Here is a 25,680-nt window from a genome sequence, read left to right as displayed (position 1 = left end):
TAAAATCCATTTTTAATTTAATTATAACCAGCTACTTACCTTTTCAGAAAACAGGTTATTATAAAGACAGAGCTTTGCTTTCAAGGGGTCAATATGGTCGCAACCACTGAGAAACGCTACACAGTCGCAGAATACTTTCAACTAGAGGAAACTGCCACCGACAGACACGAGTATCGAGATGGAGAAATTATTATTATGACTGGGGGAACTCCTAACCATAATCGCATTGCGGGAAATTTTTATAGAAGATTTCCCTTAACTATCCAGAATCAAGCCTATGATATATTTATCACCGATCTACGCTTGGCAATACCCGCCTATAATGTGTACACCTATCCCGATCTTATGATCGTTAAGGGAGAACCAATTCTTGAAAGAGGACGCACCGATACGATTACCAATCCACAGGTGATTATCGAGGTTTTATCAAAATCTACTCAAGACTATAATCGGGGTGATAAGTTTAAATTTTACCGTTCTCTTAATAGTTTTGAAGAATATATTTTAATCGATCAATATGGTTATTATATAGAACAATTTCATAAAAGAGGCGATCATTGGGCATTTCGGGATTATCACGATCAAGAAGCGATTTTAACTTTGTTTTCTCTAGATTTTCAAATATCCCTGACAGATTTATATCAGCGTGTCGATTTTACCGCGATTGAAGTATCCTAGTGGCTCAACTATTTTTGCCGCAAAAGTATTTGTATGATTAACTCCCAATCCAACTTTAAAAACCCACTCCCTAATTCATAAAAAAAGGTGGGGCAACACCCACCTTGTTTAAACCTGAGATATTAGCGATAATTAGGCTTCATCGAGAGCGGCAATACCGGGTAAAACCTTCCCTTCGAGTAATTCCAAACTAGCGCCACCACCGGTGGAAATATGGCTCATTTTTTCCGCCACTCCCACTTTTTCCACCGCCGCTACCGAGTCACCACCACCGATAATAGTAGTTGTACCCGTAGCGGTTAAATCGGCTAAAGTGTGAGCGATCGCATCTGTACCCGCCGCAAATTTATCGAACTCGAACACCCCCATGGGGCCATTCCAGAGGACAGATTTACAGCTAGATAAAGCTTCTTGGAAAACTTTAACTGATTCAGGTCCAATATCCAATCCCATCCAACCATCGGGAATATTTTCGACCTTGACGATTTGGGACTCGGCATCTTTATCGAATTGATCCGCTAACACCACATCGGTAGGAAGGAGGAATTCCACTCCTTTTTCTTTAGCTTTCGCTTCCAGGGATTTGGCTAATTCCAGTTTGTCCTCTTCCACCAAAGACTTACCAACACTTAAACCGCGGGCCTTGTAGAAAGTAAAGATCATACCGCCACCGATGAGCAGTTTATCGCACTTTTCTAATAGAGTTTCGATCACGCCAATTTTACTAGAAACCTTAGAACCGCCGATAATCGCCGCTAGGGGACGTTGGGGAGTTTCAATGGCGGCCTGTAGGTAGTTTAACTCTTTTTCAATCAAATAACCCGCCACCGAGGGGCTGAGATAGTGGGTAACGCCTTCCGTGGAAGCGTGGGCGCGGTGGGCGGTACCAAAAGCATCATTAACGTATAAATCGGCATTAGCGGCTAATTGTTTGGCAAAATCGGGGTCATTTGCCTCCTCTTCACCGTGGAAACGCAGATTTTCTAAAAGGGCCACTTGACCGTTAGACATTTGGCTAATCGCTGCCGTAACTCCCTCACCAATACAATCGGGACACATGATTACTTCCTGGCCCAGTAATTCCGAGAGACGTTTAGCCACAGGGGTCAGACGCAAATTTTCTTTAACTTGACCGTCGGGACGACCCATGTGGCTGCATAAAATAACCTTAGCCCCTTTTTTGATTAAATCCTCAATGGTTGGTAGTGCCGCCCGAATGCGGGTATCATCGCTGATTGCCCCGGTGGCTTTGTCCATGGGAACGTTAAAATCGACCCGGACTAAGACCCGTTTACCCGCTAAATCAGCTTCAGTCAAATTGGCTACTGTTTTTTTTGGCACAGCCGATAACCTCCTAGATTGCTTACCGTACAATAAAGATTAAATCAGGGTATCGCTACTTGCGGCAATTACTTTGACAAAGATTATTTCAGATTTGGGGATCAGTTTTGCAGTTCCAAGACCGATTTGCCCAGAAAAATTTGATTGGAGAGACTTGCTAATTATGTTTGAGACGATTTTATTTCCCATCGACCACAGCCGCGAAAGTCGTGACGCTACCAGTAGTGTGATCGAATTAGTCAAAATCTTTGACAGTCGTTTGGTCCTGTTGTCGGTGGTGGAAACGACACCCACCGGAGAAATTGCCCCCGACGATAAGATGAGTTCGATCGAAGCGGTGGATAGATTGTTACAATCGGCGCAAGCGATTTTCGCCCAAGCTGGCATCAAGGCGGAAATGATTGAAAGGGAGGGAATACCCTCTTTTGTCATCTGTGATGTGGCCGATGAAGTTAATGCCGACCTGATCGTTATGGGTTGTCGCGGTTTAGGATTAACCAGCGAAGGCGTGTCCGAAAGCGTCACCACCAAAGTTATTAACCTTGCCCCCTGTCCGGTGTTGATTATCCCTTAATCAGTGATCAGTGATCAGTGATCAGCTTTTTTCTCCCCCATCTCCCCACTCCCTTCTCCCCACTCCCCACTCCCTTCTCCTGAGAGAAATGTAACGAATTGTGAGAGTTTCAGCCGTCAACCCTTGAAAACTCGATCGATGGGGTTGCTTGAAGTAATTCTTAGGCCTAAAGTGTAATCTTAAAGTTTTATGATCAATTTTCCTGTTGATCGGAAAAAGGAGAACTCAAACACAATGGCTGAAACTGGATACAAACAGGTGGTGACACCCTACAATGATGATCCGTTCATTGGTCATCTAGCTACCCCCATTTCCGCTTCTGGTTTTACCAAAGCTTTTATTGGTAACTTACCTGCCTATCGTCCCGGTCTAGCCCCAATTCTGCGCGGTCTAGAAGTGGGTATGGCCCACGGTTATTTCCTCGGTGGTCCCTGGGTTGTCCTGGGACCCTTAAGAGACTCGGAATATGCTAATCTCGGCGGCTTAATCCCCGCTTTAGCCATGGTTCTTTTGGCTACGGGTTGTTTAGCTAGTTATGGTCTTGTCTCTTTCCAAGGTAAGGCCGCTACTGGTGATCCGCTGAAATCGGCGGAGGGTTGGAGTCAATTCGCCGCCGGTTTCTTTATTGGTGGTATGGGCGGCGCTTTTGTGGCCTATTTCCTCCTAGAAAATCTTGGTGTCGTTGATGGCATCATGCGCGGGGTTTTTAATCAATAATTAACCCTTTTTCTACCTGTTATCATTTCCTTATTTTTTTACTAGGAGCATTTGACATGACTGGTGCCTACGCAGCTTCTTATCTGCCTTGGATTTTAATCCCGATCGTCTGTTGGTTAATGCCAGCCGTAGTCATGGGTTTGTTATTCATCTATATCGAAAGTGAATCCTAATTTAGCCTAGGATTCCTACAATTAAGGGCTTGAAAATTAGCTATTTAATAGTTAGTTTTCAAGCCCTATTTTCTGAAGAAAAAAGAAGATGAAAATGGGTAAAACCCCTACCCGCACAAAAAACTTTTTGCCGCAAACCCCACTTATAAAGCGGTTAGATAGCGGATTTTTTCCAACAAGAGGGAGGGTTGAATCGGTTTGAGGAGATAGTCGTCAATGCCATGACGACCGAGGAAATTAACGCTGATTTCGGGGGTATCATTCAAGATTAGCACTTTACTGGCTTGAGTTTGGCTGGATTTTTTTAAGAGATGACAGAGATGATATATATCGGGCATTTTTCGATCGACAATTATAATACTTGGCTGCACGATCTCAATTTTTTTGATAGCGGAGACACTATCGATTAACCAAATAACTTGATAATGTGCCACCATCAATAACTCACAAATAAGATTGGCAATTTCTTCGTCACTTTCAATTAAAACTACAGTGGGATGGTGGTGATTAAAATGGGGATTATTATCCGAGGTTTGGGGTTGGGATTTGGGGGGCTTTTGTTGAGGTAAACGGACGGTAAAGATGGAACCTTTATCTAAGCAAGATTCTACCTCGATCGTGCCGCGATGGATTTCCACTAATTGTTTAGTTAAAGCCAATCCTAATCCCACACCACCATAACGACGTTTGCGGGAGCCATCCAATTGGGTAAATTTTTCAAACAGAAGCGGTATTTTTTGAGCAGGAATGCCGATGCCCGTGTCCTCTACCTGAAAAATGACCTGACTGCCTTCTTTCCACAGTCTCAGCGTGATAGCACCCTGTTCGGGGGTAAATTTCAGGGCATTTTTTAACAAGTATAAAAGTATCTGTTGAACTCGATCATAATCGGCATAAAAATAATGATCTTTTTCGGTAATTTTCATCTCTAAAATCAGATGAATTTCTTTAGTTTCTGCCTCTGTTTTAATAATTTCTAAAACGTGATTACAGAGATATTTTAGCGAAAATTGTTTAATATCTAAAACGGCTTTCCCTGCCGAAACTTGCGAGAAATTAAGCAAGTCGTTAATTAATTCTAATAGTTTATTGCCGTTATCCTGAATCACTTGTAGATAGTGTTTTTGTTTGTCGGGAGGTAAAAAATTACTGGCTGCCGAGCATTTTTGCAGGGTACTGGACAAACCGATAATACAAGTTAGGGGAGTTAATAACTCATGACTCATATTATTTAAAAATTCACTTTTGCAGAGGTTAGCGGCTTCCGCGGCCATTAAAGTATCTTGTAATTCTTGGGTTCTTTCTATTACCCGGCGTTCAAAAATATCTTTTTGTTCCTGGACTTGAGAATATAATTGCGCTTGATAGATAGCGATGGCGAGATGTTCACCAATCTGACCTAAAAATTTCTTTTCTTGCGGCAACCATCGGCGTTTTTCTTGACATTGATGGGCAATTAATAAACCCCACAATTCTTCTTGTACCACAATCGGGGCGATTAATTTTGATTGCACTTGGTGCTGTCGCAAAAATTCGGCTAAACAGAAGGAAGAAGAATAGTTAACATCCACATCATCCACAGCCAGAATTAATCCTTGACGATACTTTTCCTTGTATTGGGGAATATAGGAAAAACAATCGTCTTCGGGGGTTAAATTTAACACCGAATTTATCTGGTCAGAAATGCGCGACTCGGAAGTTATTTTTCCCTTTCCCTCACCAGTACCAGGGAAAAATTGATAAATTAACAATCGGTCCACTTGCAGAAACTCCCGCGCTTCCCTGACTACGGTTTCCAGAATCACCGGTAACTCCAGACTCTGACGCATTTGGGTGATGACTTGGTTTAATAATCTTTCCTGTTGGATTTGTTGGGATAGGGCAGCTTCTACCGGTTGACAAACGGAGAAGATGCGGGGACAACCCCCATCAGCAGACGGAGAAGAAATTATCGAGAGAATTTTGACTAAAATTTTATTTTGAAAACTGCTGACATTATTGGATAGAGGCAGATTTAAAATTTGATAACCCTGCTGAATTTTTGGGTGGTGGAGAGACTTGACAGCCAGTCCTTGCAGAAAGTTTTTAATCGTGTTCGCTTCAAAACTAATGCGGACTTCGTACTCAAAGTTATGTTCTTGGGGACTGGCTAACAATAAAACTTGTAGGTCAGTGGAAAGCAAGAGTTGATAGATTTCTCCTGTCTGTGGGGGAATATCTCTTTCACTTAGACTAATCCTCGGCCCTGTCACCTGTATTGCCAACTGTCCCCACCAAGAACGAATTTGTTCGAGGTGAGTAGATGACAACACTTGACAGCAAACATAAGCGGGAGAAGCATTCATTTATCATTTATCATTTATCAGTTATCAGTTATCAGTCATCAGTTATCAGTTATCAGTTATCAGTTATCAGTTATCAGTTATCAGTTATCAGTTATCAGTAAGGTGATGGGGGGACTGGGGACTGGGGTTTGGTCAAGTTTTCTTAGTCCCTATCCCCTACTATTCCCCAATCCCTATTCTTAACAGTGTTTCTCATAAGTGGGAAATGTAACCTAATTTGATATCAACTCCTGACGACCGACCACTGGCTCCCCAAAACGAAAACTTCGCACCTCACCATTAAGATAACTGCTATAAATTGCCGCAGACAGATATAATCATCTCTATCTACCTAAAAATGATCCCTCGATCGAGACCCTGATTCTCAAAACCTAATCATTATTTAACCTGACTCTCAAAACTTATGCACCGAATTGCTCCCCAAGCGGGTGGTTGGACAGCAGATACCGAAGGGGTGATTATTATTGACCAAAATCCGGCCCCGATTGTTCTCCTCACCATGGCTGATACCGATATTCAAACTCTAGCGGCAGCTATCGACCATCTACCGGATAATTTTCCCGCAATTCGCGCCCTCAATTTATCCCAGTTACAGCAGCAATACAGTATCGATAACTATGGGGACAAGGTACTATCCCAAGCAAGAGTGATTATTCTTCGCTTATTGGGGGGACGGGGGAGTTGGTCCTACGGGTTGGAAGTAGTTAAGGAAATTGTCGAGGAAACCGGTGCGACTTTATTTGTCCTCCCGGGAGAGGATAAACCGGATTTAGAGTTGATGAGTCATTCCACTGCTTCCCTGACTACTGTTAACCAGTTATGGTGCTATTTCACGGAAGCAGGGATAGATAACTGGATTAATGCTGCTAAATTTATCGCGCATACCTGTCTCCATCTCGACTATCCTCCCTCTCCTCCTCAGGTTGTCCCTCGGTTGGGAATCTATTCCCAGATAACCCTATCCCAACCCCAAGCACGGACTTGGATACTTTTCTATCGTTCCCATTATCTCGCGGGTAATACCAAAGCTATCGATGCTTTAATCAGCGCTTTCACCCAAAGAAATATGGAAACTGTCCCCATCTTTCTCTCCTCTCTCCGGGAAATTGAAGTGCAAGAGGAACTATTAACCCTCTTTTCCCACCATCCCCCAGACCTAATTCTCGACACCACTAGCTTCTCTATCCAACGACCGGAAGACAAACAAAATCATCACTTCTGGCAGTCCCTCAATAAACCCATCTTCCAAGTTATCCTCAGCAGCAGCAGTTTAGAAGCTTATCAACAGGGTTATCAAGGTCTTTCCCCCCGGGATGTGGCCATGAATATCGCTTTACCAGAAATGGATGGCAAAATTATCACCCGCGCTATTTCCTTTAAATCTGTCCTCACCCGACATCCCAAACTAGAAACGGAAATAGTTATCTATCAACCCCTCCCCCACCGGGTTGATTTTGTCGCTGATTTAACCGCAAACTATTGTCAACTCTCCTCCCTTCCCAACTCCCAGAAAAAAATTGCTCTCATTTTCCCCAACTATCCCAATAAGGATGGTCGTATCGCTAACGGAGTCGGTTTAGATACTCCCGCTAGTGGTTTGGAAATTCTTCGCGCACTACAAACCCAAGGTTATACCCTCACCGACCTCCCCGACCATAGCGATGAATTAATGCGATTGCTGATTTCCGGTATCACTAATGACCTGGAGACAAGGGAATTAAAACCTATCTATCAATCTCTCTCCCTAGAAGCATATCTAGATTATTTCTCCTCCCTTCCCCCCGATAATCAAAGCGCTATGCTTGACCGTTGGGGACATCCGGACGGGGATTTTCCTATCCCCGGCATCCAGTTAGGTAATGTCTTTATCGGTATTCAACCTTCTCGCGGTTATGACCTTGACCCGACTCTTAATTATCATTCCCCCGACCTGGAACCTACCCACAGCTATCTCGCTTTTTACCATTGGTTACGACAGGAATTCCAAGTCACTGCTGTGATTAATCTCGGTAAACACGGCAATTTAGAATGGCTACCCGGGAAAAGTCTCGCTCTTTCTCCCCATTGTTATCCCGAAATTGCTTTCTCGTCGCTGCCGAATTTTTATCCGTTTATTGTCAATGACCCCGGAGAAGGTTCCAGCGCTAAAAGACGTTCCCAAGCTGTTATCATCGACCATCTCACCCCCCCAATGACGCGAGCGGAATTGTATGGGGATTGGGAAAAGTTAGAGTCCCTCATCGATGAATATTATCAGGCAGAATCTCTTGATCCTTCTCGTTTAGCTCTGATTCGCGAGCGGATTAGTGATCTGGTGGCGAAAACTAATCTCGATCGAGAGCTAGGCACGATCTCGCGTAGCGAGCGCGTTGCGACCAGCGCTTCCTTTAGTCAATTTCTCACCGTCGTGGATGGTTATCTCTGTGAACTCAAGGAAGCACAAATCCGCGACGGTTTACATATCTTCGGTCAATGTCCCCAGGGTCAGCAGTTAATTGATTTAATCCAATCGATCGCTCGTTCTCCCAGTCCCGACCGCCCCGGTTTAACCCGTTCGATCGCCCTTGACCTCCATCTCGACTGCGACCCCCTGACGGAATATAACGATACTACTACCTATCTGGAAAGTCTCGCTCAGGATTTAATTAGCCAGAAAATTGAACCTCTAGGCGAAAATACGGCAAAAGAATTGGTTTGGCTAGAAAATCAGTTAATTCCTGCTTTAAAACAAACCCCCGATGAACTTACCTATCTCTTAAAAGGTCTCGCTGGCCAATACGTCCCCAGTGGTGCTTCCGGCGCTCCTACCCGCGGCCGTCCCGATGTTCTCCCCACCGGCAGAAATTTCTATTCTGTCGATACCCGCGCAATCCCCACAGAAACCGCGTGGGAAGTGGGAAGAAAGGCCGCAGAGGCACTAATTGAACGTTATACCCAAGAAAATGGCGAATATCCCCGCACTTTGGCGATTTCTATCTGGGGAACCTCGACGATGAGAAATAGTGGCGAAGATGTGGCCGAAGCCATGGCTTTACTGGGAATTCGTCCCCTTTGGGATGGTTTTTTCCGTCGGGTGGTCGGGTTTGAAATCCTTACCCCGTCTAGCTTAGGCCGTCCTCGCATTGATGTTACTGTTCGGGTATCCGGCTTTTTTAGGGACAGTTTCCCCAGCATACTACATCTTCTTAATTCTTGCATAAATGCGGTAGCTTGTCAAGAGGAAGAAGAAAAAATTAATCCTTTAGCGGCGAAAGTGAAGACAGAGAGGGAGTTTTGGCTAAGTCAGGGCTTAGGAGAAAAAGAGGCGAAACTGAGAGCTACTGCCAGAATCTTTGGCTGCAAACCGGGTGCTTACGGGGCCGGTTTACAGGGGTTAATCGAGTCACAAAACTGGCAAAATGATCAAGACTTAGCTAATGCTTATATTAACTGGAGTTGTTATGCCTATGATAGTCAAGGAACTGCCCATTCTTTACCGGAAGTATTGAGAAATAGACTGCAAGAATTAGAGATAGTGCTGCACAATCAGGACAATCGGGAACACGATATTTTCGACTCCGATGACTACTATCAATTCCAAGGCGGCTTAACTGCCAGTGTCCGGGCTTTAACCGGCAAAAATCCCGTCACCTATTTTGGTGATCATTCCCGTCCGGAAAATCCCCGCATCAGAAGCCTAGAGGAAGAAATTCGCCGGGTATATCGTTCGCGAGTAGTGAACCCCAAATGGATAGCGGGAGTGATGCGACACGGCTATAAAGGCGCTTTCGAGATGGCTGCGACCGTAGATTATATTTTTGCCTACTCTGCCACTACTCACCTAGTGGAGGATTTTATCTATCAGGGAGTAGCCGAAGCTTATTTATTTGACGACAAGGTACAACAATTTATTCAGGAGAAAAACCCCTGGGCATTGCGAGATATGGCCGAAAGATTATTAGAAGCTCAACAACGGGGATTATGGACGCAGGTGGACCAGAAAACTTTAGATCGATTGAGGGCAATTGTCCATGAGGCCGAAGGAGCGATCGAATCGGGTCAGTAATTAGACCTCTTGTAAAAATCAAAAATCTGACCTTAGGTGAGGAGTCAGTAGCCAGTAGTCAGTAGTCAGGAGAATTAAGAATGAGCATTAATCAATTAAATGCTCTATCTAAGGATTTTATGCCTATTTTTCTCATTTTTGAACTCTCAAAAATTAATCAGGCAAGAACTCTATTAATAACCGCTCTAGAATCAGTCTATACTATATATTCTCCGGGGAGAAATTGCTCAGATTACTTTAGTAATGAGAAACGGGACTAAATAATGGCCGGAATTGAGGGATTGAGGATTAAAAATTATCGAGCGCTCAAGGATATAACTCTGGGCAAGTTATGGAATACTCAAAATCGAGATTCTCTGACACCGATGACGGCCGTTATCGGCAAAAATGGTGTGGGAAAAAGCACACTTTTTGATGCGTTCGGTTTTTTATCTGATTGTCTTAAAGGAGGAGTAGAAGAAGCTTGTGATGTGCGAGGTCGGGGCGGGTTTGAGCGTCTTCGTTCCCAGGGTCAGGAAGGAAGCATTGAATTTCAGATTTACTATAAAGAAGATTACAATTCCCGACCAATTACCTATGAATTAGCTATTGATCTAGATACCGATAATAGACCTTATGTAAAAAAAGAAAGACTCAGACAGAGAAGAAAAGGTCAAAAGACCGGATGGCCTTTTTCATTTTTAATCCTCGATGAAGGGAAAGGAATCGTCTGGAAAGGAGAAGAAGAAGGGAAACAAGTAGAAGAAGGTCAAGACCATTTTGATTTACTTAAGTTAATAGAAAAAATTCAACGAGAAGCTGATGAGGAAAGCAAGGAAACCGAGTTAGTGGAACTGAATGATAAGCGCAAACTAGGAATTGCTACGTTAGGTTCTCTCAAACAGCATCCGAGAATTTCCCTATTTCGGAGATTTATTGAGGGATGGTATCTCAGCTATTTTACTCCCGATGCGGCCAGAAGTTTGCCCCTAGCCGGACCCCAGAAACATCTGAATATCCATGGAGATAATCTCGGTAATGTGGTGCAGTTTATGGAAAGAGAGCATTCCAAGAAATTTCAGAATATACTTAATAGTATTTCTCGTAAGATACCGGGTATAGAAAAAATTAGTACCGAAAAAAGTCCCGATAATCGACTACTATTAAAATTTAATGATCGGGGATTCCAAGACCCATTTTATGTACAGCAAATGTCCGATGGTACTTTAAAAGTATTCGCCTATCTCTTACTGTTAGAAGACCCTTCTCCACCGCCATTTATCTGTATTGAAGAGCCAGAAAACGGCTTATACCATAAACTATTAGAAACCTTGGCTCAAGAATTTAGAAAACACGCCACAGGACAGAGAGGACGTTCTCAAATTTTTATCACCACTCATCAACCTTATTTTGTTGATGCTCTCCAGCCGGAAGAAGTTTGGATTCTGGAAAAAGGTGATGATGGTTTTTCTCGGATTAAACGGGCCAGTGACAATCCCTTAATCAAGAATCTCGTCTCAGAAGGATTGCCCCTTGGTAGTCTTTGGTATAGTGATTACTTAGATGAGAGATAAGGTCAGGCACTTTGAAATTTTGGTCGAGGATTTGTCGAGAAAAAAAGCACTTGATATTCTGATTCCTAGGATTATTGACATGAATGCAGGTCATACATTTAGGGTTCATTCCTATAAAGGCAGTGGTCATATTCCCAGAGACTTACAGTCTGTTTCCGATCCTAGTAAACGGATTCTTCTTGAACGACTACCTAAACTGATTCAAGGATATGATAAAACTTTTTCTAGTTACCCTGATAATTATGCTGCTGTACTGAGCGTGGTTTGCGATCTGGATAATCGATGTTTTCGGGAATTTCGACAGGAATTAAGCAATTGTCTGGAAAAATCTGCTATCCAATCCCAAATTTACTTCTGTATTGCTATTGAAGAAGGAGAAGCTTGGTATTTAGGTGATATTAATGCCATAAAAATTGCTTATCCCCAGGCCAAAAGTGCTATCTTGGATTCCTATATTAATGATAGTATCTGTGGTACTTGGGAAAAACTGGCAGATGCTGTATATAAAGGTGGAGCGAAACAATTATCTAAGTTAGGTGGAGCTTCTGTGGGTCAAGAGAAAACAGTCTGGGCAGAAAATATTTCTCCTCAGATGAATGTGGATATTAATCGATCGCCCAGCTTTGGCTATTTTCGGGATAAACTACGTCATCTCAGTCAGGAAGAATCAACAACTTTAGTACAGCCTTTCTCATAAAGATGAAGTGTAACCTAATTTGGTATTAACGACCGACTCCCCAAAACGAAAACTTCCTATCTCACCATTCAGATAACTGCTGTGGGTGCTTAAAACTCAAATCTGATAACTTACAGAGGAATGTAGCAAAATATACGGAGCGCTCGAACCAATTTGTAATATATGTGGCCTATAAAATAGAATGATGCGAGCGTTGTCCATACTTGCATCGGGAGGGAACCGTGACGACTTTTCTGGCTTCGCTCAATTTACTGCTTTCTGATTCTCCCGCTGCTAATTTTCAGACTGGAGAACGAACTTTTCCCGCATTCTACTCGACTCTTGCTCCTGCGGCCCTAGCAGATTTAGTTTTTTCTCGTTACGAGATTGATGTACCGAAAAATTGTCAATTTTGGCATCGGGGTTTAAGTGATGTGTATCTCCTCGAAACCCTGACAACTCCCTACATTTTGCGCGTGTCTCACTGCCATTGGCGCAGCAAAATGGAAATCGACTTCGAGTTAGAATTATTAGATTATCTCGATCGCTCTCAGGTTCCCGTCGCCGCCCCAATTCGCACCAAAAACGGTGATTTATCGGTAGAAATTAATGCCCCGGAAGGGAAACGTTACGCCGTCCTCTTTCCCTATGCCCCGGGAGGAATTGCTATTGGGGATCTAGATATAGAACAAGCCTATCATTTAGGGGCGATCGTGGCTAATTTACATCGGGTGACAGCAGATTTTCAACCCCTAGCCTATCGTCATCCCCTCAACCTCAAATATCTTCTCGACGATTCCCTGCAAATTATCGCACCTTTTCTGCACCAACGACCGAGGGACCTAGACTGTGTTTTAGAAACCATTGGGGAAATAGAGGAAGAAACCGCTAAATTACCGACAGAATCTCCCTATTGGAGCATTTGTTGGGGCGATCCTCATAGTGGTAATGTGCATATCACCCCTGATAATCAGATGACCCTATTTGATTTCGATCAGTGCGGTTATGGTTGGCGAGTTTTTGATATCGCTAAATTTCTGCAAGTTTCCCTACAATCCGGCTTAAATCGCCTGGTTCGCCACGGTTTCATCCAAGGCTACGATGAAACAGTGCCTTTAACCGATGGTGAATTATCTTGTCTTCAGTATCTCACCCAAGCGGCCTATATTTGGTCTTGGTCAATTAGCTTAAATAACCTGCGTTTAACCGATTATAGTCGTCTGTGCGCCAATTATTTTAGCAGCCGTTTGGCCATTCTCAAACGTTTAAGAACCCAAGAATGGGAATTATTCTAAGCAGCCTTGATCTTGTCGGGACAGCAGCCTCAACTAACGAAGATAAACTTTCTTGCTGGTCAATGGCCAAACGAGGTATCGATCCCTGTATGCTGGTAAGTATAGATAATCGCTAGGTAAAGACTTTCTTCTCCATCTGCCAAAAGTGAAGCAAGCTTTACCGCTCTTGAATAGTCTCTCACAGCCTTACAGACAGATGGTATTATGTCCAGAAGAAAGAAGAAGTTTCCCTGTGGTCACAAGGGTTATGGCCAAGTCTGCCATCATTGCGCTGAACTAGATGCCGCTTGGGAAGAAAGAAAACGTCAAAAAAATGCCTGGGAAGCCACTTTTTCCCAAGATCCGATCGATCTGCGGGAATTACCGAAAAATGTGGTACTTAAAGCTAGGGAAATCCTGCAAGGATTGCAAAATCACCGCAATTATCGAGATTTCCATGGTAAACGATTGCGACACGATCGCTTTATTATCAGTATCCCCGTTACCCGCAATTATCGCCTCATCTGTCGCGACTACGGCAATCTCCTCGTCCCGGAAGCGGTCATCTCTCACGAAGATTATAATGTTTGTAAACCGGGTAGGTGAAGCTAATCTTTAGTTTGCTTGGGAAGATTTATCGCTGTTTATGTCTCCCGAAAATCCGGCAGCCAATTTTCATCGAGAATCTCCTCTAGATTAGCTAACACTTCCAGAGGGAAAATACTGGCATCTAATTCGGTTTCGTCAATAAGCAGATGGCGAGCATCGAGATAACATTCCTGCAAAATTTCCCTTAAATAGGACTTTAAACTGGGACTATCTTTGAGAATTTTTTTGATCTGAATCCGAAAATTTCTAATTTCTTTTTTCCATCCAGCTTGATTATAATCCCGTTGGGATTGCCAGTAAGTTAACTTCAGTAAATGTTCTAAAAGTCGAGTTAATAAACTTTCTAATGCTCGTCGATTATTTTTCCCAAAATCTGCTAACTCCTCTAATAAATTCTGCCAATCTACCGCTTGAAAATCACCCCGACGCAATTGATTGATAGTGTTTTCCAACCAAAGTTGATAATCGCTATCGTAGAGATTTGAAATAGTAATATTCATGATTTTTTACTCCTTAATTGCACTTTTCAGAATCATTGCCGATAGCTTCCCAATCCGGCAGCCAATTTTCAGCGAGAATCTCCTCTAGACTAGCTAACACTTCCCCAGGGAAAATACTGGCATCTAATCCAGTTATATCAATAATTATCTCCCGGGCATCGGTGTAACATTCCTCAAGTATCTCGGATAAATAGGGTTTGAGACTGGGACTATCTCTCAGTAATTTCTTGATTTGTTTCCGAAAGGTTCTAATTTCCCCTTTCCATCCAGCTTGATTATAATCCCGTTGGGATTGCCAGTAAGTTAACTTCAGTAAATGTTCTAAAAGTCGAGTTAATAAACATTCTAATGCTCGTCGTTCACTTTTAACCAAATCTGCTAACTCCTCTAATAAATTCGGCCAATCTACCGCTTGAAAATCCCCCCGACGCAATTGGTTGATAGTGTTTTCTAACCAAAGTTGATAATCGCTATCGTAGAGAGTGGAAGTAGTGGTGATCATCTGCTGCCTCCTTGTAGTTATCTCGATATTAACCCAAAAAAAACGGCTCTCTTGGACATTGGGTGAAAAATGTTCATTATGTTAGATTATGGGCGCAGGCAGTTCGATCAACTCACTGACCACGTTGCGCCCCTTGTATATTGGAGGAGTGGTAGGGGCGTATAGCGTACGCCCTTTCTTCGATCAGATCAGCTGATCACCATAACCCCAAGAGAGCCAAAAAACCGCCAAAAAGAGTGATAATAAACCTAGCTATTCCCAGAGTAACAAGGAAAGCCCGATGGTGAAAACAGTCATAGGTGTCGATTTAGGTGGAACCGCTATTAAAATTGGTAAGTTTGACCAAGAGGGCAATTGTCTCGAATCTCTCACCTTGCCCACTCCCCAACCCGCTACACCCAAAGAAGTCGCCCATACCATACATCAAGGCATTTGTCAAGTAAATTTAGATAAAAGTTGTCAAGCCATCGGTGTGGGAACGCCGGGGCCGGCGGATGCTCAGGGAAGAATTGCCAAAATAGCGATTAATTTGGCAGGATGGCGGGATATTCCCCTCGCCGATTGGTTAGAAGAAAGTACGGGAATGCCGACAATTTTAGCCAATGATGCCAATTGTGCCGGTTTAGGGGAAGCTTGGTTAGGAGCGGGCAAACGGTTTCAAAACTTGCTCCTGTTGACCTTGGGGACGGGAGTAGGAGGGGCAATTATCCTCGATGGTCACTTATTTGTCGGCAGCAAGGGAACAGCCGCAGAATTAGGCTTAATAACCCTCAATTTTGACGGTCCATTGTGCAATAGCGGTAATCAGGGTTCCTTAGAACAATACGCCTCCCTGCAAGCTATTCGCCGGATGACTGGCAAAGAACCGAAGCAATTGGCAGAATTGGCCGAAAAAGGCGATCGAGAGGCTTTAGAATTCTGGCAGGGTTACGGTTGTTTACTGGGGGCTGGTATCGCCAGTTTACTCTATGTTCTCACCCCAGAGGCGGTAATTATCGGCGGCGGCATTAGCGCCAGTGCTAAGTTTTTCTTTCCCTCTCTGCTCACAGAAATCGAAAGACGGGTTTTACCTAGTTCCAGAGAAGGATTAGAGGTATTAACGGCCGAGTTAGGTAATCGCGCCGGGATGGTGGGGGCCGCTAAATTAGCTTGGCAATTAATCGACCGCCGCGGGGAGTCTATTATGGTGGGGTCTGACTTAATCGTGAATGATTAAATGGCGAGCGCAATCGAGACTCACCGCTCCCTGACGCTGAAATTCCCCTAATAAACGCGTTATCGTTACCCTGGTGGTACCGATAGCATTGGCGAGATTTTGATGGGTTAAACGTATCTTTAAACGACTGCCTTGGGCGATTGGTTCTCCCATCTCCCGCTTTAATAACTGTAGTAACTGCTGGAGACGTTCCTCCACTCGTTTGAGTCCTGCGATTGCAAGGAGCGATTCCGTTTGTTGTTGACGACGGATCATTTGATTTAACATCATCCTGGTTAATTCCGCCGAATTTTCCACTTCGGCGCTCGTGTACCATTTTAGGTACAGTTCCGACAAGGCTCTGGCGTGATAGGATTCTAGATGGGTCAAATTTAAGCCGAAAAAGTGGGATGAATGAACCCAGCCTAGTAAAATTTCCTCTCCACTCTCAGATACTTGACTTAGTTGCGCCATACCCCGATAAACTTGCCAGACTCCATCAACCACCAGAGGAATATTTTCCCCGCGATCATAAAAATGGAGCCGACGACTCTCGCTATAGTCTTCTCGGAAGGGTGAGGAGTTGGGATTATAGGTGAGCAACATGATCAAAGTTCTCCTGGGTGAAGGGCTAACAATTTTAACCCCACTTTACTGTATCAAGGTAAACATTAGGTAATCCCCAGATTAACAGTGAGCAGTTATCACTGAGCGGATGTGAGCCTTTTTTCTGCTGCGGTTTGATCTTTCGCCAATCCCGCTACCTTTACCGGATAAGCAAGACGGCTCACCACTACTACCGAATCCCTCATCGAATCCCTAGCAAATGCCTTAAAAACCACTAAATCCCCTGACACCTAGATAGACTTGGCTGAATAAATCTAAAAACCTTGTTGGGTAAGACTTTTAGACTTTTTGTCAATCAAAAAGTACCGGGCATGGGAGTGATCAGGGGGAAAATTCCGGGACTTTTTCCCTGAAAATTAGGTAATTGGCCACCTCAAAACCGGTAAAACCCCACACCCGTTCGGACCTCGGCGTGAGCTTTTGTCGAACGCTGAGCTCACGGCCGAAGCCCACACCCCCCCTGCCCCCCCGATGTCGGGGGGGTTGGGGGGGCCACACCCTGCCCCCAGGAAAAACTTTTTCAGCAGACCCTAGATAGACTTCCCTCCAGTGGGTACGAAGATAATCTGGGTTAAAAGAACAGTCCACATAATTAACGACATTGGGTAATTCTTGCCCAGGAATTTCCTGTTTGAGAAACCTTAATAATTTGTTTTCCCAATCCCTAGGATAATCGCGGATAATTGGATGTTTGATCACCAGTGGTTGGTATTGATTCTCATCCAGATCGACGATAATATCAAGATTGAGCATTCCTCAAGGACAGATAAATATTCCTGGGACGGCAATTTGAAATTATCCTGCTAATTTTACCTGTTTAAGCACGACAACAAAATGACCCCCTTCAGGAATTTTATAGGGAATTTGACTTCTCTTGATAATGGGCTTCACTTCCAGATTGTAACTGCAACCTAAACCTTCTTCTAGGCTGATTTCTTCCTCTTGCTGATTGGGATGGGGAACGTATATGGTAAATTGATAGGAGTCCTGTCAAGGGTTGCCGATCGCTTCTTCGTGTTCTTCTTGATAATCGTGGTAAACTTTGCCTAGTTCTTGACCTACATAGCTATCTTGATCGCACATATTGCTCAGGGACATATTAATTACTCCCTGCTCAAATCTTGTCTCTCCTAATACATTCATTTTCTCTCATTTCCTACGCCTAATTAGGATCATTCAAATATGGGTAAATTAGTATTTATGTCAAGTTTTTAACAATTTTTTTGGAAAAAAAGATTAAATTATTTTAAGTAATTTGTCAGTTGATTACAATCTATGTCAAAATGGGATATACTTCTCGCAAAAAGGAAAATTTCTGCTATCGATGGGAATGTTGATGATGACCGGATTTTAGTTAAGGGTTTCTGCTTCAGTGATCACTAAAAAAAGCTGGTCAACATTCAGCTAATTTCTCTGCTTTTTTATCCATGAAAACTTAATTATTTACCCAATCTAATTGCCATGTATGAGAGTCTATGAACACATTTACTCCCCATCAAATTGTTAGTTTATTCTGCAAAAATCGAACTTTATACGGAGAAGTAATTCAGGTGATCGAAAGTCGTTCGGCTCTTTGGGTGCGTCCTCTTTGGTTAATTGTGTCCGATAATTTTGAGACAATTGATGTGCGGGAAGGTTCCGATTTAATCCTGCCGATGGACTTATTTAAACCCGCCTTAGACACGGAAGTTTTACCCCTATTTTCCCAAGTTATCAAAAATAATTATATCACTAATATTTCCTATCCTCTCCAGGACTTTGTGCAGAAAGTTTGTCAAAATTATCCCGAATATTTTCAAAAAATCTATGATTGATGAAGGTTACGTTAAATATAATTGTACTTGGATTCCTGACCGTCCCTTAGTAAGCTCAGAGATTGCAGAATTAAATTATTGGCGCAATCGGCTCTATCAACTGGGATTAATCGGTCAATACGATAACGGAATCGGTTTTGGGAATGTGAGTAAACGAGGAAAAATAGACAAAGAAATTATTATTTCTGGCACTAACACTGGAGGAATTCCAGTATTAAATGAATCCCATTACACCACAGTTATAGACTACGATTGGAGAGAAAATCGGGTCACTTGTCGGGGAACAATTGCCGCTTCTTCAGAAACCTTAACTCATGGAGCAATTTATGAAGCGAATCCCCAGATTAATGGGGTGATTCATATTCATCATCGACCCCTGTGGCAAAATTTGATGTATCGAGTGCCGACTACTCAAGAAAATATTGCCTATGGAACCCCAGAAATGGCCGCAGAAATTATCCGTTTATGTCAAGAAGATCGTCTAGAGGAGCAACAAATTTTAGTGATGAGTGGTCATGAGGAAGGAATTATCGCCTTTGGGCAAGATTTAGAAAAAGCGGGCAATTTACTATTAGCCTATTACCAGCAATCTCAATCATCTTGAAAGTGACCTCCTCTTTGTGTTAACTTGTTTTGTAGATTTTCGCCTTTGAGGAATGCCATCGTGATCGACACCTTGCATCATCTATCTGTCTCGATCGACTTTTCGCCTCTCACCAATGTCTTGATGACTATTTCGGAGCAAGACGTGGATATCATCGGGAATGTCCAGAAAGCCTTCTCAAATTTCGTCAAAACTGGGCAAGCATGGGCTTTAGTAATCGGTTTCATTGCCGGTTATATGTTTCGAGGTTTTACTTCTTATTAGCTTTTCGCCTATCAGCATTCAGCCAGAGTGAGCAATTCTTGCTATTCTTATGCTTGTAGGGTTGGAGATTTTTCTAACCTGAAGCGGTAATGCTATCAGCAGCGGATTATTCCCCAAAATTGTCCAGCATATTTTGGTTAACTTTATACACAATAATCTAACGAAAACAGTGACAGCAAAGAAAACTTGGAGCGATCGCTTTGAAGGTAGTCTCCATCCTACGATCGTAGAATTTAACGCCAGTATTGGCTTTGATATCGAATTAATCGAGTATGATCTCACCGGATCGATCGCTCACGCTAAAATGCTCGCCTATACGGGTATTATCAGCCCCGAAGAAGCAGATAGTCTCGTCTCTGGATTGGAACAAATTCGTCAAGAATATCGCACCGGCAACTTTAACCCCGGCATCGATCAAGAGGACGTGCATTTTGCCGTGGAACGTCGTTTAACCGAGATCGTGGGAGATGTGGGCAAAAAACTACACACGGCCCGTTCACGAAACGATCAGGTAGGAACGGATATACGTCTGTATCTTAGACAACAAATCGATGATATTAGGCAAGAAATTCGCAATTTTCAGCAAGCTTTAGTCAATCACGCTGAAAACCATCTGGAAACCCTGATCCCCGGTTATACCCACCTACAGCGCGCTCAACCGATTAGTTTAGCCCATCATCTCCTAGCTTATTTTCAAATGGCCGAACGGGATCACCAAAGATTAGGGGAAATTCGCGCCAGGACTAATATTTCGCCCCTAGGATGCGGGGCCTTAGCGGGGACGACTTTTCCCATCGATCGTCATTACAGTGCCAATTTACTCGATTTTGAGCAGGTGTATAACAATAGTCTCGATGGAGTTAGCGATCGAGATTTTGCCATTGAATTTATGACGGCCGCTAGTCTGATTATGGTCCACCTGAGCCGTTTGAGCGAAGAAATGATTCTCTGGTCTTCCCAAGAATTTAGTTTTATCACTCTCACCGATAGTTGTGCCACGGGATCTAGCATTATGCCCCAGAAAAAAAATCCCGATGTTCCCGAATTAGTGCGCGGCAAAACAGGGCGGGTTTTTGGGCATTTACAGGCGTTATTGACCTTAATGAAGGGTTTACCCCTAGCCTATAACAAAGACTTGCAGGAGGACAAGGAGGCGTTATTTGATGGCGTTAAAACCGTGCGGATTTGTTTGCAAGCGATGACGGTACTTTTAGCCACCGGAATTCAATTTAAAACCGACCGATTAGCTAATGCGGTGGCGGAAGATTTTTCTAATGCGACGGATGTGGCGGATTATTTAGCCAGTAAGGGAATTCCCTTCCGAGAAGCTTATAATTTAGTCGGGAAAGTCGTTAAAAGCAGTTTAGCAGCGGGTAAGTTATTGAAAGATTTAACCCTGACCGAATGGCAAGAATTACATCCAGCTTTTCAGGCCGATATCTACGACGCGATCGCTCCTCGTCAGGTGGTGGCGGCCCGTAATAGCTATGGTGGCACAGGTTTTGAACAAGTGCGATCGGCTTTAATTCAAGCTAAAGCCATTCTCGATCATGATTGATATTGTTGGGGGTTGGGGGATAGGTGTTAGGCAAAAGTCCTGACTTGAAAGAGGGTGTAGGGTGTGGGGTGTGGGGTGTAGGGAAGGAAACCTCTTTCTTCTGACAATTAGCCGAACCTCCCCCAATCCTTTTACTGTTGCCTTTTGCCTTTTGCCTTTTGCCTCGTCTCAACAAGCAATTTAAATTACGAACAGCTTATATATGGGTCGTGTTTGGCATTTTATTAAAAGTGTGATGGGAATTATCTTTCGTCATCCTGTAACTGGGGTGACAATAATTCCGCTGCTTGCTGATGGTACAATTGTTTTAATCCGACGCAGAGACACCGGCAAATGGGCCCTACCGGGGGGAATGATCGATTGGGGGGAAGATATTTTTAATACTGCTCAAAGGGAATTAAAAGAGGAAACAGGATTAAATTTAGTCAGTTTAGGGCGTTTAGTCGGGGTTTATTCCTCTTTTGACCGCGATCCGCGCATTCACTCCATTTCATTGTTAATTGAAGTGACAGCGGCGGGGAATTTTCAGATCAAAGATACATTAGAAGTTAGCGAGGTGAGAGCTTTTAGCGTCGAAACTTTACCTCTAGGCAATCTCAGTCACGACAATGATCGCCAACTAGAAGATTATCTCAGGGGTGCCACTGTAGTGGCTTGATTTTTTCCTAGTATCGGCTCTCCCAGGTTTGGTGGGTAAAATGTATTCTAGGATACAGTCCTGCTGGCGAGTGAGTGGAACGAACCACAAAGACACAAAGGACACAAAGATTGATCGATCATATTGTAAGTTCATAGTAGGGTGGGTTAGACGGCAACAATCTAGGCGTTAAAGTCAATCTAACAATCCGTCGTAACCCACCGTTTTAGTCAACCGAAAGGATATTTGATTTATGTTTGAAAATAAGATTGATCAGGTTTTACACGCGTTAAAGGAGATGTTGGGATGAGAACCACAACCTTTCGAGATGTCCTTTTGGAAGAGATTGCCGAAATAAAGTCCGGTGTTGGTTTCCCTATATCAATGCAAGGCTGCGAAAGCGGGGATTTTCCCTTTGCGAAAGTAGGAGATATTTCTAACAGAGCGCGAAGTGGAGAACAGTTTATTTCTGATGCTCCTAACTGGGTAAAAAATGAGGACTTGTCCACATTAAAATTCACTCCATTTCCTACGGGTACTATTGTATTTGCAAAGATTGGTGAAGCTATACGCCAAAATTTCAGAGCAGTATCAACCCGACCCATGTTATTTGATAACAACGTCATGGGGGTTATTCCACAAGAAGAAAGGGTCGATACAACTTATTTGTATTTTTACTTAAGAACACTTGATTTTTATCATCTTGCGGGAAAAACGACTGTTCCAGCCATCAGAAAATCAACTATCGAGAAGCTCAAAATCCCCCTCCCACCCCTCGAAGAACAGCGAAGAATTGCGGCAATTTTAGATAAAGCGGATGGGGTGCGACGCAAGCGCAAAGAGGCGATTCGGTTGACTGAGGAGTTGTTAAAATCGACTTTCCTAGAGATGTTCGGTGATCCTGTTACTAATCCGAAAGGGTGGGAGATATGTAAAATTGGAAAGATAACAGATGTAAAAACTGGCAAGACTCCAAGTCGTGAAGATGAAGAAAACTATGGCGGAGATATTAGATGGGTAAAAACGACTGAAGTAAGAGAATTGATAATTAAAGAAACTGAGGAGTTTTTAACCAAAAAAGGAGCATCACAAGTATCCATTTTCCCCAAAAATACTATTTTGATAGCTATGTATGGGCAGGGCGCAACTAGAGGAAGAACAGCACTCTTGGGATTACCTTGTGCGACTAATCAAGCTTGTGCAGCAATTATGCCAAGCGAAAAATATGCGCCATTTTATTTATGGACATTGTTAAGGCTTTCATACGAAAGACTTAGAGAACTTGGACGTGGAGGAAATCAGCCGAATCTTAATCTTAGCATGGTCAAAAATTTTTTGATCCCCATGCCACCTCTGGAAAAACAAATATACTTCCAAAATATTGTACTGAACTTACAGTCTCAACGACAAAAAATGGATCTAAATCTGCAATATCATGACAATCTCTTTAATTCCCTTTTACAAAGGGCATTTAGGGGGGAACTGTAGCCATGGCAGCTGGCGGATTGCTGCCATAATCTTGTGGGAAATGCCATTAAAAAAGACGGTTGGACAATTAGCCAAGATTCAGCTACCGCCGCGGCGACTTCGACCTCTGCGGTTTTCGGGTGGTGTGCGGTGCTGGGAGGACTTTGTAGCCCTTTTTCTCTTTTTTCCCTTTTTACCCTTATTCCCTATTTTTTCTCTTTTCCTTTCTTTCCCGCTCTTAGGCGGGTCGATTTTTTTGAGAAAATGGCGTTAATGTTAAATTTTATTAAGACAATGAAAGAGTTATCGGTTATCAGTTGGGAAGGTGGTGTGATATTATGGGTAGTAAAGTTGCTCAAAAAGCTGGTCAGTTTGCTATTAGCATAGTAAACGCTGATAAATATCTCAGCCCAGAAAAGAAAGAAGTTATCCTGTTATAATAAAGTTAATTGATATTTGTTTAAGTTATGAACTTCAATCTTTATCTGGAAGATGAATTAAGTCAGCAACTACAGGCTTTATCTCACTCTACAGGCAAATCCCAGAATGCTTTGATTCGAGAAGCAATACAGCTTTTAATTACCACAAAAGAACAGTCTCAATGGTCGTCAACTATCCTTAATTTTCAAGGGGTAAGTGATGGTATTATTTTTGAAGCTTATAGAGAGGAACTTTCCCCACCTAGAGAAGATGAGGTGATTTAGTGCTGGTTTTGCTCGATACTTGTACGATTAGTGATTTTGTCAAAGGTGATAGCAACACTCTAGTGCAGATCAAAAATCACTGTCTGTTAATAGGTGCAACGGCGATTACTCATAATCTTAAATTGAATAGGACTTGCTGAAAAAGTAGGGGCGAAGCATTCGGATAGAAAATCTACGGTTTCACCGATAGGTTATTGCCCGAATGCTTCGCCCCTACAGGACACGGGCCGATGAAGACGCAAGGTTTTGAACGACGATTCTCTCAAAATCTTGCACCTGTGAGAGCAAAACAGAACCCTAAAACCCTTACCTCGTCTATATTTCACATTTATTCAGCATACCCTAAATATTGGCGTTCTCTCTTCAACGGCTGATTCTGCGAAGTTGCTCCAGAAGTTGCTCAAGAATGTCTTCCATCTCTTCCGGGCTGCTGCCCATATTCCTGGCCGGTCCGCGCAGAAACTCTTTAACCGTTATCTTTTTATCGCGAAAGTCACGGACAAAATTATAGACTTTTTCGGTGGATTGAACTTGTAATTTCATCTCCTCTAGCATTTGCTCAATCGGGTCGATGCCATCCTTCTCACAAGCGCGACTGGCCCTCACCATCTCGCCTTCCGGGGTATTTCGCACCGAGCGCAGTTCTCTTTTCAGGTTCTCGTATTGCTTTTTGAGTAGTTCGTTATTGGTTTCAACCCTCTCGCACTGTCGTTTGAGGTCGCTTTCCGATGAGCCTTCAACCGCGAAAGAGTCCCCCATTTGATGCTGTCGTTCGATTTCCAGCAGTCTGGCAATATCTCCCTCTTTATAGGCACGGTTGACTTCCTTCATGATCTCGTTGTGACGCATCCGAGTTTCGGGATCCGTAACCTTGTCGGGGTGAAAAATCTCGGCCATTCTCAGGAAAGTGCGGCGTATTTGTCTAGATTCGGGAGATTTAGGCGAGCTTTCAGGTGATATCTCTGTTCCATCATCGTTACGGCCGTAGGAGTCTCCCCCAGAGAAGAAATCCTGCGCGGATTGCTCCGATGATCCTTCCGGTCCTTCGTCTCCGAAAAGTTCGTCTAGTTCTTCATCTCCATCCTCAAATTTTGGGCTAATCACCCCCGTTAACTGAAGTGTCTCGTAAATTCCGAGAATGCTTTTCTTTGTCTGCTGCCCCATTTTTCTAGCAGTGAGGATTTCGTCAAAAAGGGCGTGTATTTCGCGGTCGAGGTCGGTAAGTTTTTCATAGAGGGGTTGCCCTCTCTGGAAAATCTCCGTCGCCAGGGAACGCATCTGGTCGAGGAATTTCTTTAGTTCGGTGCGTTTTCTGGCAATCTGCTTGAGAAGCCACTGATGCTCCTCCTCTAAAGCTTGGAGACGAAAATGTAGGGAAGAGAGAGCCAAGGAAGGGGAGGTGGGCGAATCAGAGGAGTTCGGTGATTTCGGCTTTTTAGATCTGGTCATTACTTTGGGGTGAAAGCGTATTGTCTATTCTACCAAGCCAGAAGGAGCAGCATTCCTAAAACTCACCCTTGGCTCATTTTGTTGTTTCTCCCCACTCCCATCACCCCATCACCCCTGCGCCGGCGCTCCTGCGGAAACCTTTTTAAGTGGCTAGAAGCTAGATATATCAATGGTCTTAATTAATTCTTATCAATCGAATTAAATTTTTGTACATAAAATTCTCGCTCAGATTAATTATTTTTTCCAAATTCCGCTAGACTTATTTAGTAAGTTCAATCGAGTTTAGATATTCCATAGCTAAATTTCTATAGCACAGGCTAGAAGGAAAGTTTAGCTGGGGGTTTCTTTAGCCATAATTCAGCACACATATTTGC

Annotated in this window: 26 protein-coding genes; 18 read left to right on the top strand and 8 right to left on the bottom strand. The window is 43.3% G+C overall.

Annotation, left to right across the window (positions count from 1 at the left end; all coding sequences use genetic code 11):
- The first annotated feature begins 93 nt into the window (after nt 1–93).
- Nucleotides 94–678: a Uma2 family endonuclease gene (locus tag RAM70_RS03990; RefSeq protein ID WP_002776136.1), complete on the top strand. Its 585-nt coding sequence runs from the start codon at nt 94–96 to the stop codon at nt 676–678.
- 132 nt (nt 679–810) lie between these two features.
- Here the strand turns inward: RAM70_RS03990 and RAM70_RS03985 are convergent, their stop codons facing one another.
- Nucleotides 811–2,019 (bottom strand): phosphoglycerate kinase, encoded by a 1,209-nt coding sequence (locus tag RAM70_RS03985; protein ID WP_045361309.1) that lies wholly within the window; start codon nt 2,017–2,019, stop codon nt 811–813.
- Nucleotides 2,020–2,182: 163 nt separating this feature from the next.
- On the opposite strand from RAM70_RS03985, the gene RAM70_RS03980 reads away from it, so the two are divergent.
- The 3 genes from RAM70_RS03980 to RAM70_RS03970 all read left to right on the top strand — a co-directional run bounded on the left by RAM70_RS03980 (nt 2,183) and on the right by RAM70_RS03970 (nt 3,483).
- On the top strand, nt 2,183–2,593 hold the full coding sequence (locus RAM70_RS03980; RefSeq protein WP_045361308.1) for a universal stress protein: 411 nt from the start codon (nt 2,183–2,185) through the stop codon (nt 2,591–2,593).
- A gap of 234 nt (nt 2,594–2,827) precedes the next feature.
- Nucleotides 2,828–3,310: a photosystem I reaction center protein subunit XI gene (locus RAM70_RS03975; RefSeq protein ID WP_045361306.1), complete on the top strand. Its 483-nt coding sequence runs from the start codon at nt 2,828–2,830 to the stop codon at nt 3,308–3,310.
- A 56-nt stretch (nt 3,311–3,366) separates the two neighbouring features.
- Nucleotides 3,367–3,483, top strand: coding sequence for a photosystem I reaction center subunit VIII (locus RAM70_RS03970; protein ID WP_002737043.1), 117 nt, complete (start codon nt 3,367–3,369; stop codon nt 3,481–3,483).
- 143 nt (nt 3,484–3,626) lie between these two features.
- Here the strand turns inward: RAM70_RS03970 and RAM70_RS03965 are convergent, their stop codons facing one another.
- The gene (locus RAM70_RS03965; protein WP_312672383.1) at nt 3,627–5,828 is read right to left on the bottom strand and encodes a hybrid sensor histidine kinase/response regulator; all 2,202 of its coding nucleotides are present in this window, start codon (nt 5,826–5,828) and stop codon (nt 3,627–3,629) included.
- 403 nt (nt 5,829–6,231) lie between these two features.
- Here RAM70_RS03965 and cobN point away from each other — a divergent pair, with 403 nt between their 5' ends.
- The 6 genes from cobN (at nt 6,232) to RAM70_RS03935 (ending at nt 13,982) form a co-directional block, all read left to right on the top strand.
- Nucleotides 6,232–9,873, top strand: a complete 3,642-nt coding sequence (cobN, locus tag RAM70_RS03960) for a cobaltochelatase subunit CobN (RefSeq protein WP_312672381.1) — start codon at nt 6,232–6,234, stop codon at nt 9,871–9,873.
- Nucleotides 9,874–9,953: 80 nt separating this feature from the next.
- Nucleotides 9,954–10,133 (top strand): hypothetical protein, encoded by a 180-nt coding sequence (locus tag RAM70_RS03955; protein ID WP_079210004.1) that lies wholly within the window; start codon nt 9,954–9,956, stop codon nt 10,131–10,133.
- Nucleotides 10,134–10,136: 3 nt separating this feature from the next.
- Nucleotides 10,137–11,426, top strand: coding sequence for an AAA family ATPase (locus tag RAM70_RS03950; RefSeq protein ID WP_072024898.1), 1,290 nt, complete (start codon nt 10,137–10,139; stop codon nt 11,424–11,426).
- Nucleotides 11,416–12,123, top strand: a complete 708-nt coding sequence (locus RAM70_RS03945) for a DUF4276 family protein (protein WP_045361302.1) — start codon at nt 11,416–11,418, stop codon at nt 12,121–12,123. The genes RAM70_RS03950 and RAM70_RS03945 overlap by 11 nt, the downstream gene beginning before the upstream one ends.
- Before the next feature lie 221 nt (nt 12,124–12,344).
- Entirely contained in the window at nt 12,345–13,397 is a 1,053-nt protein-coding gene (locus RAM70_RS03940; protein WP_045361301.1) for a phosphotransferase enzyme family protein, read from the top strand.
- 204 nt (nt 13,398–13,601) lie between these two features.
- The gene (locus RAM70_RS03935; RefSeq protein WP_045361299.1) at nt 13,602–13,982 is read left to right on the top strand and encodes a DUF7682 family zinc-binding protein; all 381 of its coding nucleotides are present in this window, start codon (nt 13,602–13,604) and stop codon (nt 13,980–13,982) included.
- A 38-nt stretch (nt 13,983–14,020) separates the two neighbouring features.
- On the opposite strand, the gene RAM70_RS03930 is transcribed toward RAM70_RS03935, so the two are convergent.
- Together RAM70_RS03930 and RAM70_RS03925 are read right to left on the bottom strand one after the other, a co-directional pair.
- Nucleotides 14,021–14,485, bottom strand: a complete 465-nt coding sequence (locus tag RAM70_RS03930; protein ID WP_045361298.1) for a DUF29 domain-containing protein — start codon at nt 14,483–14,485, stop codon at nt 14,021–14,023.
- Between the two features lie 13 nt (nt 14,486–14,498).
- Nucleotides 14,499–14,987: a DUF29 domain-containing protein gene (locus tag RAM70_RS03925; protein WP_287999262.1), complete on the bottom strand. Its 489-nt coding sequence runs from the start codon at nt 14,985–14,987 to the stop codon at nt 14,499–14,501.
- Nucleotides 14,988–15,267: 280 nt separating this feature from the next.
- Between RAM70_RS03925 and RAM70_RS03920 the strand changes: the two genes are divergently transcribed.
- Nucleotides 15,268–16,203 (top strand): ROK family protein, encoded by a 936-nt coding sequence (locus RAM70_RS03920; RefSeq protein ID WP_312672377.1) that lies wholly within the window; start codon nt 15,268–15,270, stop codon nt 16,201–16,203.
- Here RAM70_RS03920 and RAM70_RS03915 read toward each other — a convergent pair.
- From RAM70_RS03915 to RAM70_RS03905, 3 genes are all read right to left on the bottom strand, one after another.
- On the bottom strand, nt 16,186–16,788 hold the full coding sequence (locus RAM70_RS03915) for a Crp/Fnr family transcriptional regulator (protein ID WP_045361294.1): 603 nt from the start codon (nt 16,786–16,788) through the stop codon (nt 16,186–16,188). The genes RAM70_RS03920 and RAM70_RS03915 overlap by 18 nt on opposite strands.
- Before the next feature lie 342 nt (nt 16,789–17,130).
- Entirely contained in the window at nt 17,131–17,562 is a 432-nt protein-coding gene (locus RAM70_RS03910) for a hypothetical protein (protein ID WP_238567878.1), read from the bottom strand.
- A 237-nt stretch (nt 17,563–17,799) separates the two neighbouring features.
- Nucleotides 17,800–17,952 (bottom strand): hypothetical protein, encoded by a 153-nt coding sequence (locus tag RAM70_RS03905; protein ID WP_238567877.1) that lies wholly within the window; start codon nt 17,950–17,952, stop codon nt 17,800–17,802.
- A gap of 332 nt (nt 17,953–18,284) precedes the next feature.
- On the opposite strand from RAM70_RS03905, the gene RAM70_RS03900 reads away from it, so the two are divergent.
- The 7 genes from RAM70_RS03900 to RAM70_RS03870 all read left to right on the top strand — a co-directional run bounded on the left by RAM70_RS03900 (nt 18,285) and on the right by RAM70_RS03870 (nt 23,857).
- The gene (locus tag RAM70_RS03900) at nt 18,285–18,623 is read left to right on the top strand and encodes a hypothetical protein (protein WP_045361292.1); all 339 of its coding nucleotides are present in this window, start codon (nt 18,285–18,287) and stop codon (nt 18,621–18,623) included.
- Nucleotides 18,616–19,227: a class II aldolase/adducin family protein gene (locus RAM70_RS03895; RefSeq protein ID WP_045361291.1), complete on the top strand. Its 612-nt coding sequence runs from the start codon at nt 18,616–18,618 to the stop codon at nt 19,225–19,227. Before RAM70_RS03900 ends, RAM70_RS03895 begins: the two co-directional genes overlap by 8 nt.
- A gap of 60 nt (nt 19,228–19,287) precedes the next feature.
- The gene (locus RAM70_RS03890; RefSeq protein ID WP_045361289.1) at nt 19,288–19,491 is read left to right on the top strand and encodes a hypothetical protein; all 204 of its coding nucleotides are present in this window, start codon (nt 19,288–19,290) and stop codon (nt 19,489–19,491) included.
- A gap of 169 nt (nt 19,492–19,660) precedes the next feature.
- On the top strand, nt 19,661–21,049 hold the full coding sequence (argH, locus tag RAM70_RS03885) for an argininosuccinate lyase (RefSeq protein ID WP_312672375.1): 1,389 nt from the start codon (nt 19,661–19,663) through the stop codon (nt 21,047–21,049).
- A gap of 202 nt (nt 21,050–21,251) precedes the next feature.
- Complete coding sequence (locus RAM70_RS03880; RefSeq protein ID WP_103112635.1) at nt 21,252–21,707, top strand: NUDIX hydrolase; 456 nt, start codon at nt 21,252–21,254, stop codon at nt 21,705–21,707.
- Nucleotides 21,708–21,992: 285 nt separating this feature from the next.
- Nucleotides 21,993–23,174 (top strand): restriction endonuclease subunit S, encoded by a 1,182-nt coding sequence (locus tag RAM70_RS03875; protein WP_312672370.1) that lies wholly within the window; start codon nt 21,993–21,995, stop codon nt 23,172–23,174.
- A 446-nt stretch (nt 23,175–23,620) separates the two neighbouring features.
- Complete coding sequence (locus tag RAM70_RS03870) at nt 23,621–23,857, top strand: ribbon-helix-helix protein, CopG family (RefSeq protein ID WP_045361284.1); 237 nt, start codon at nt 23,621–23,623, stop codon at nt 23,855–23,857.
- Between the two features lie 363 nt (nt 23,858–24,220).
- On the opposite strand, the gene RAM70_RS03865 is transcribed toward RAM70_RS03870, so the two are convergent.
- Nucleotides 24,221–25,306 carry a molecular chaperone DnaJ gene (locus tag RAM70_RS03865; protein WP_312672368.1) on the bottom strand — a complete coding sequence of 362 codons (1,086 nt, stop codon included), beginning with the start codon at nt 25,304–25,306 and terminating at the stop codon, nt 24,221–24,223.
- Nucleotides 25,307–25,680 lie beyond the last annotated feature (374 nt).

Source organism: Microcystis wesenbergii NRERC-220, from assembly GCF_032027425.1.
GTDB lineage: Bacteria > Cyanobacteriota > Cyanobacteriia > Cyanobacteriales > Microcystaceae > Microcystis > Microcystis wesenbergii_A.
The sequence above is the reverse complement of the archived record's forward strand: the minus strand, read 5'-3'. Positions and strand labels throughout refer to the sequence as shown.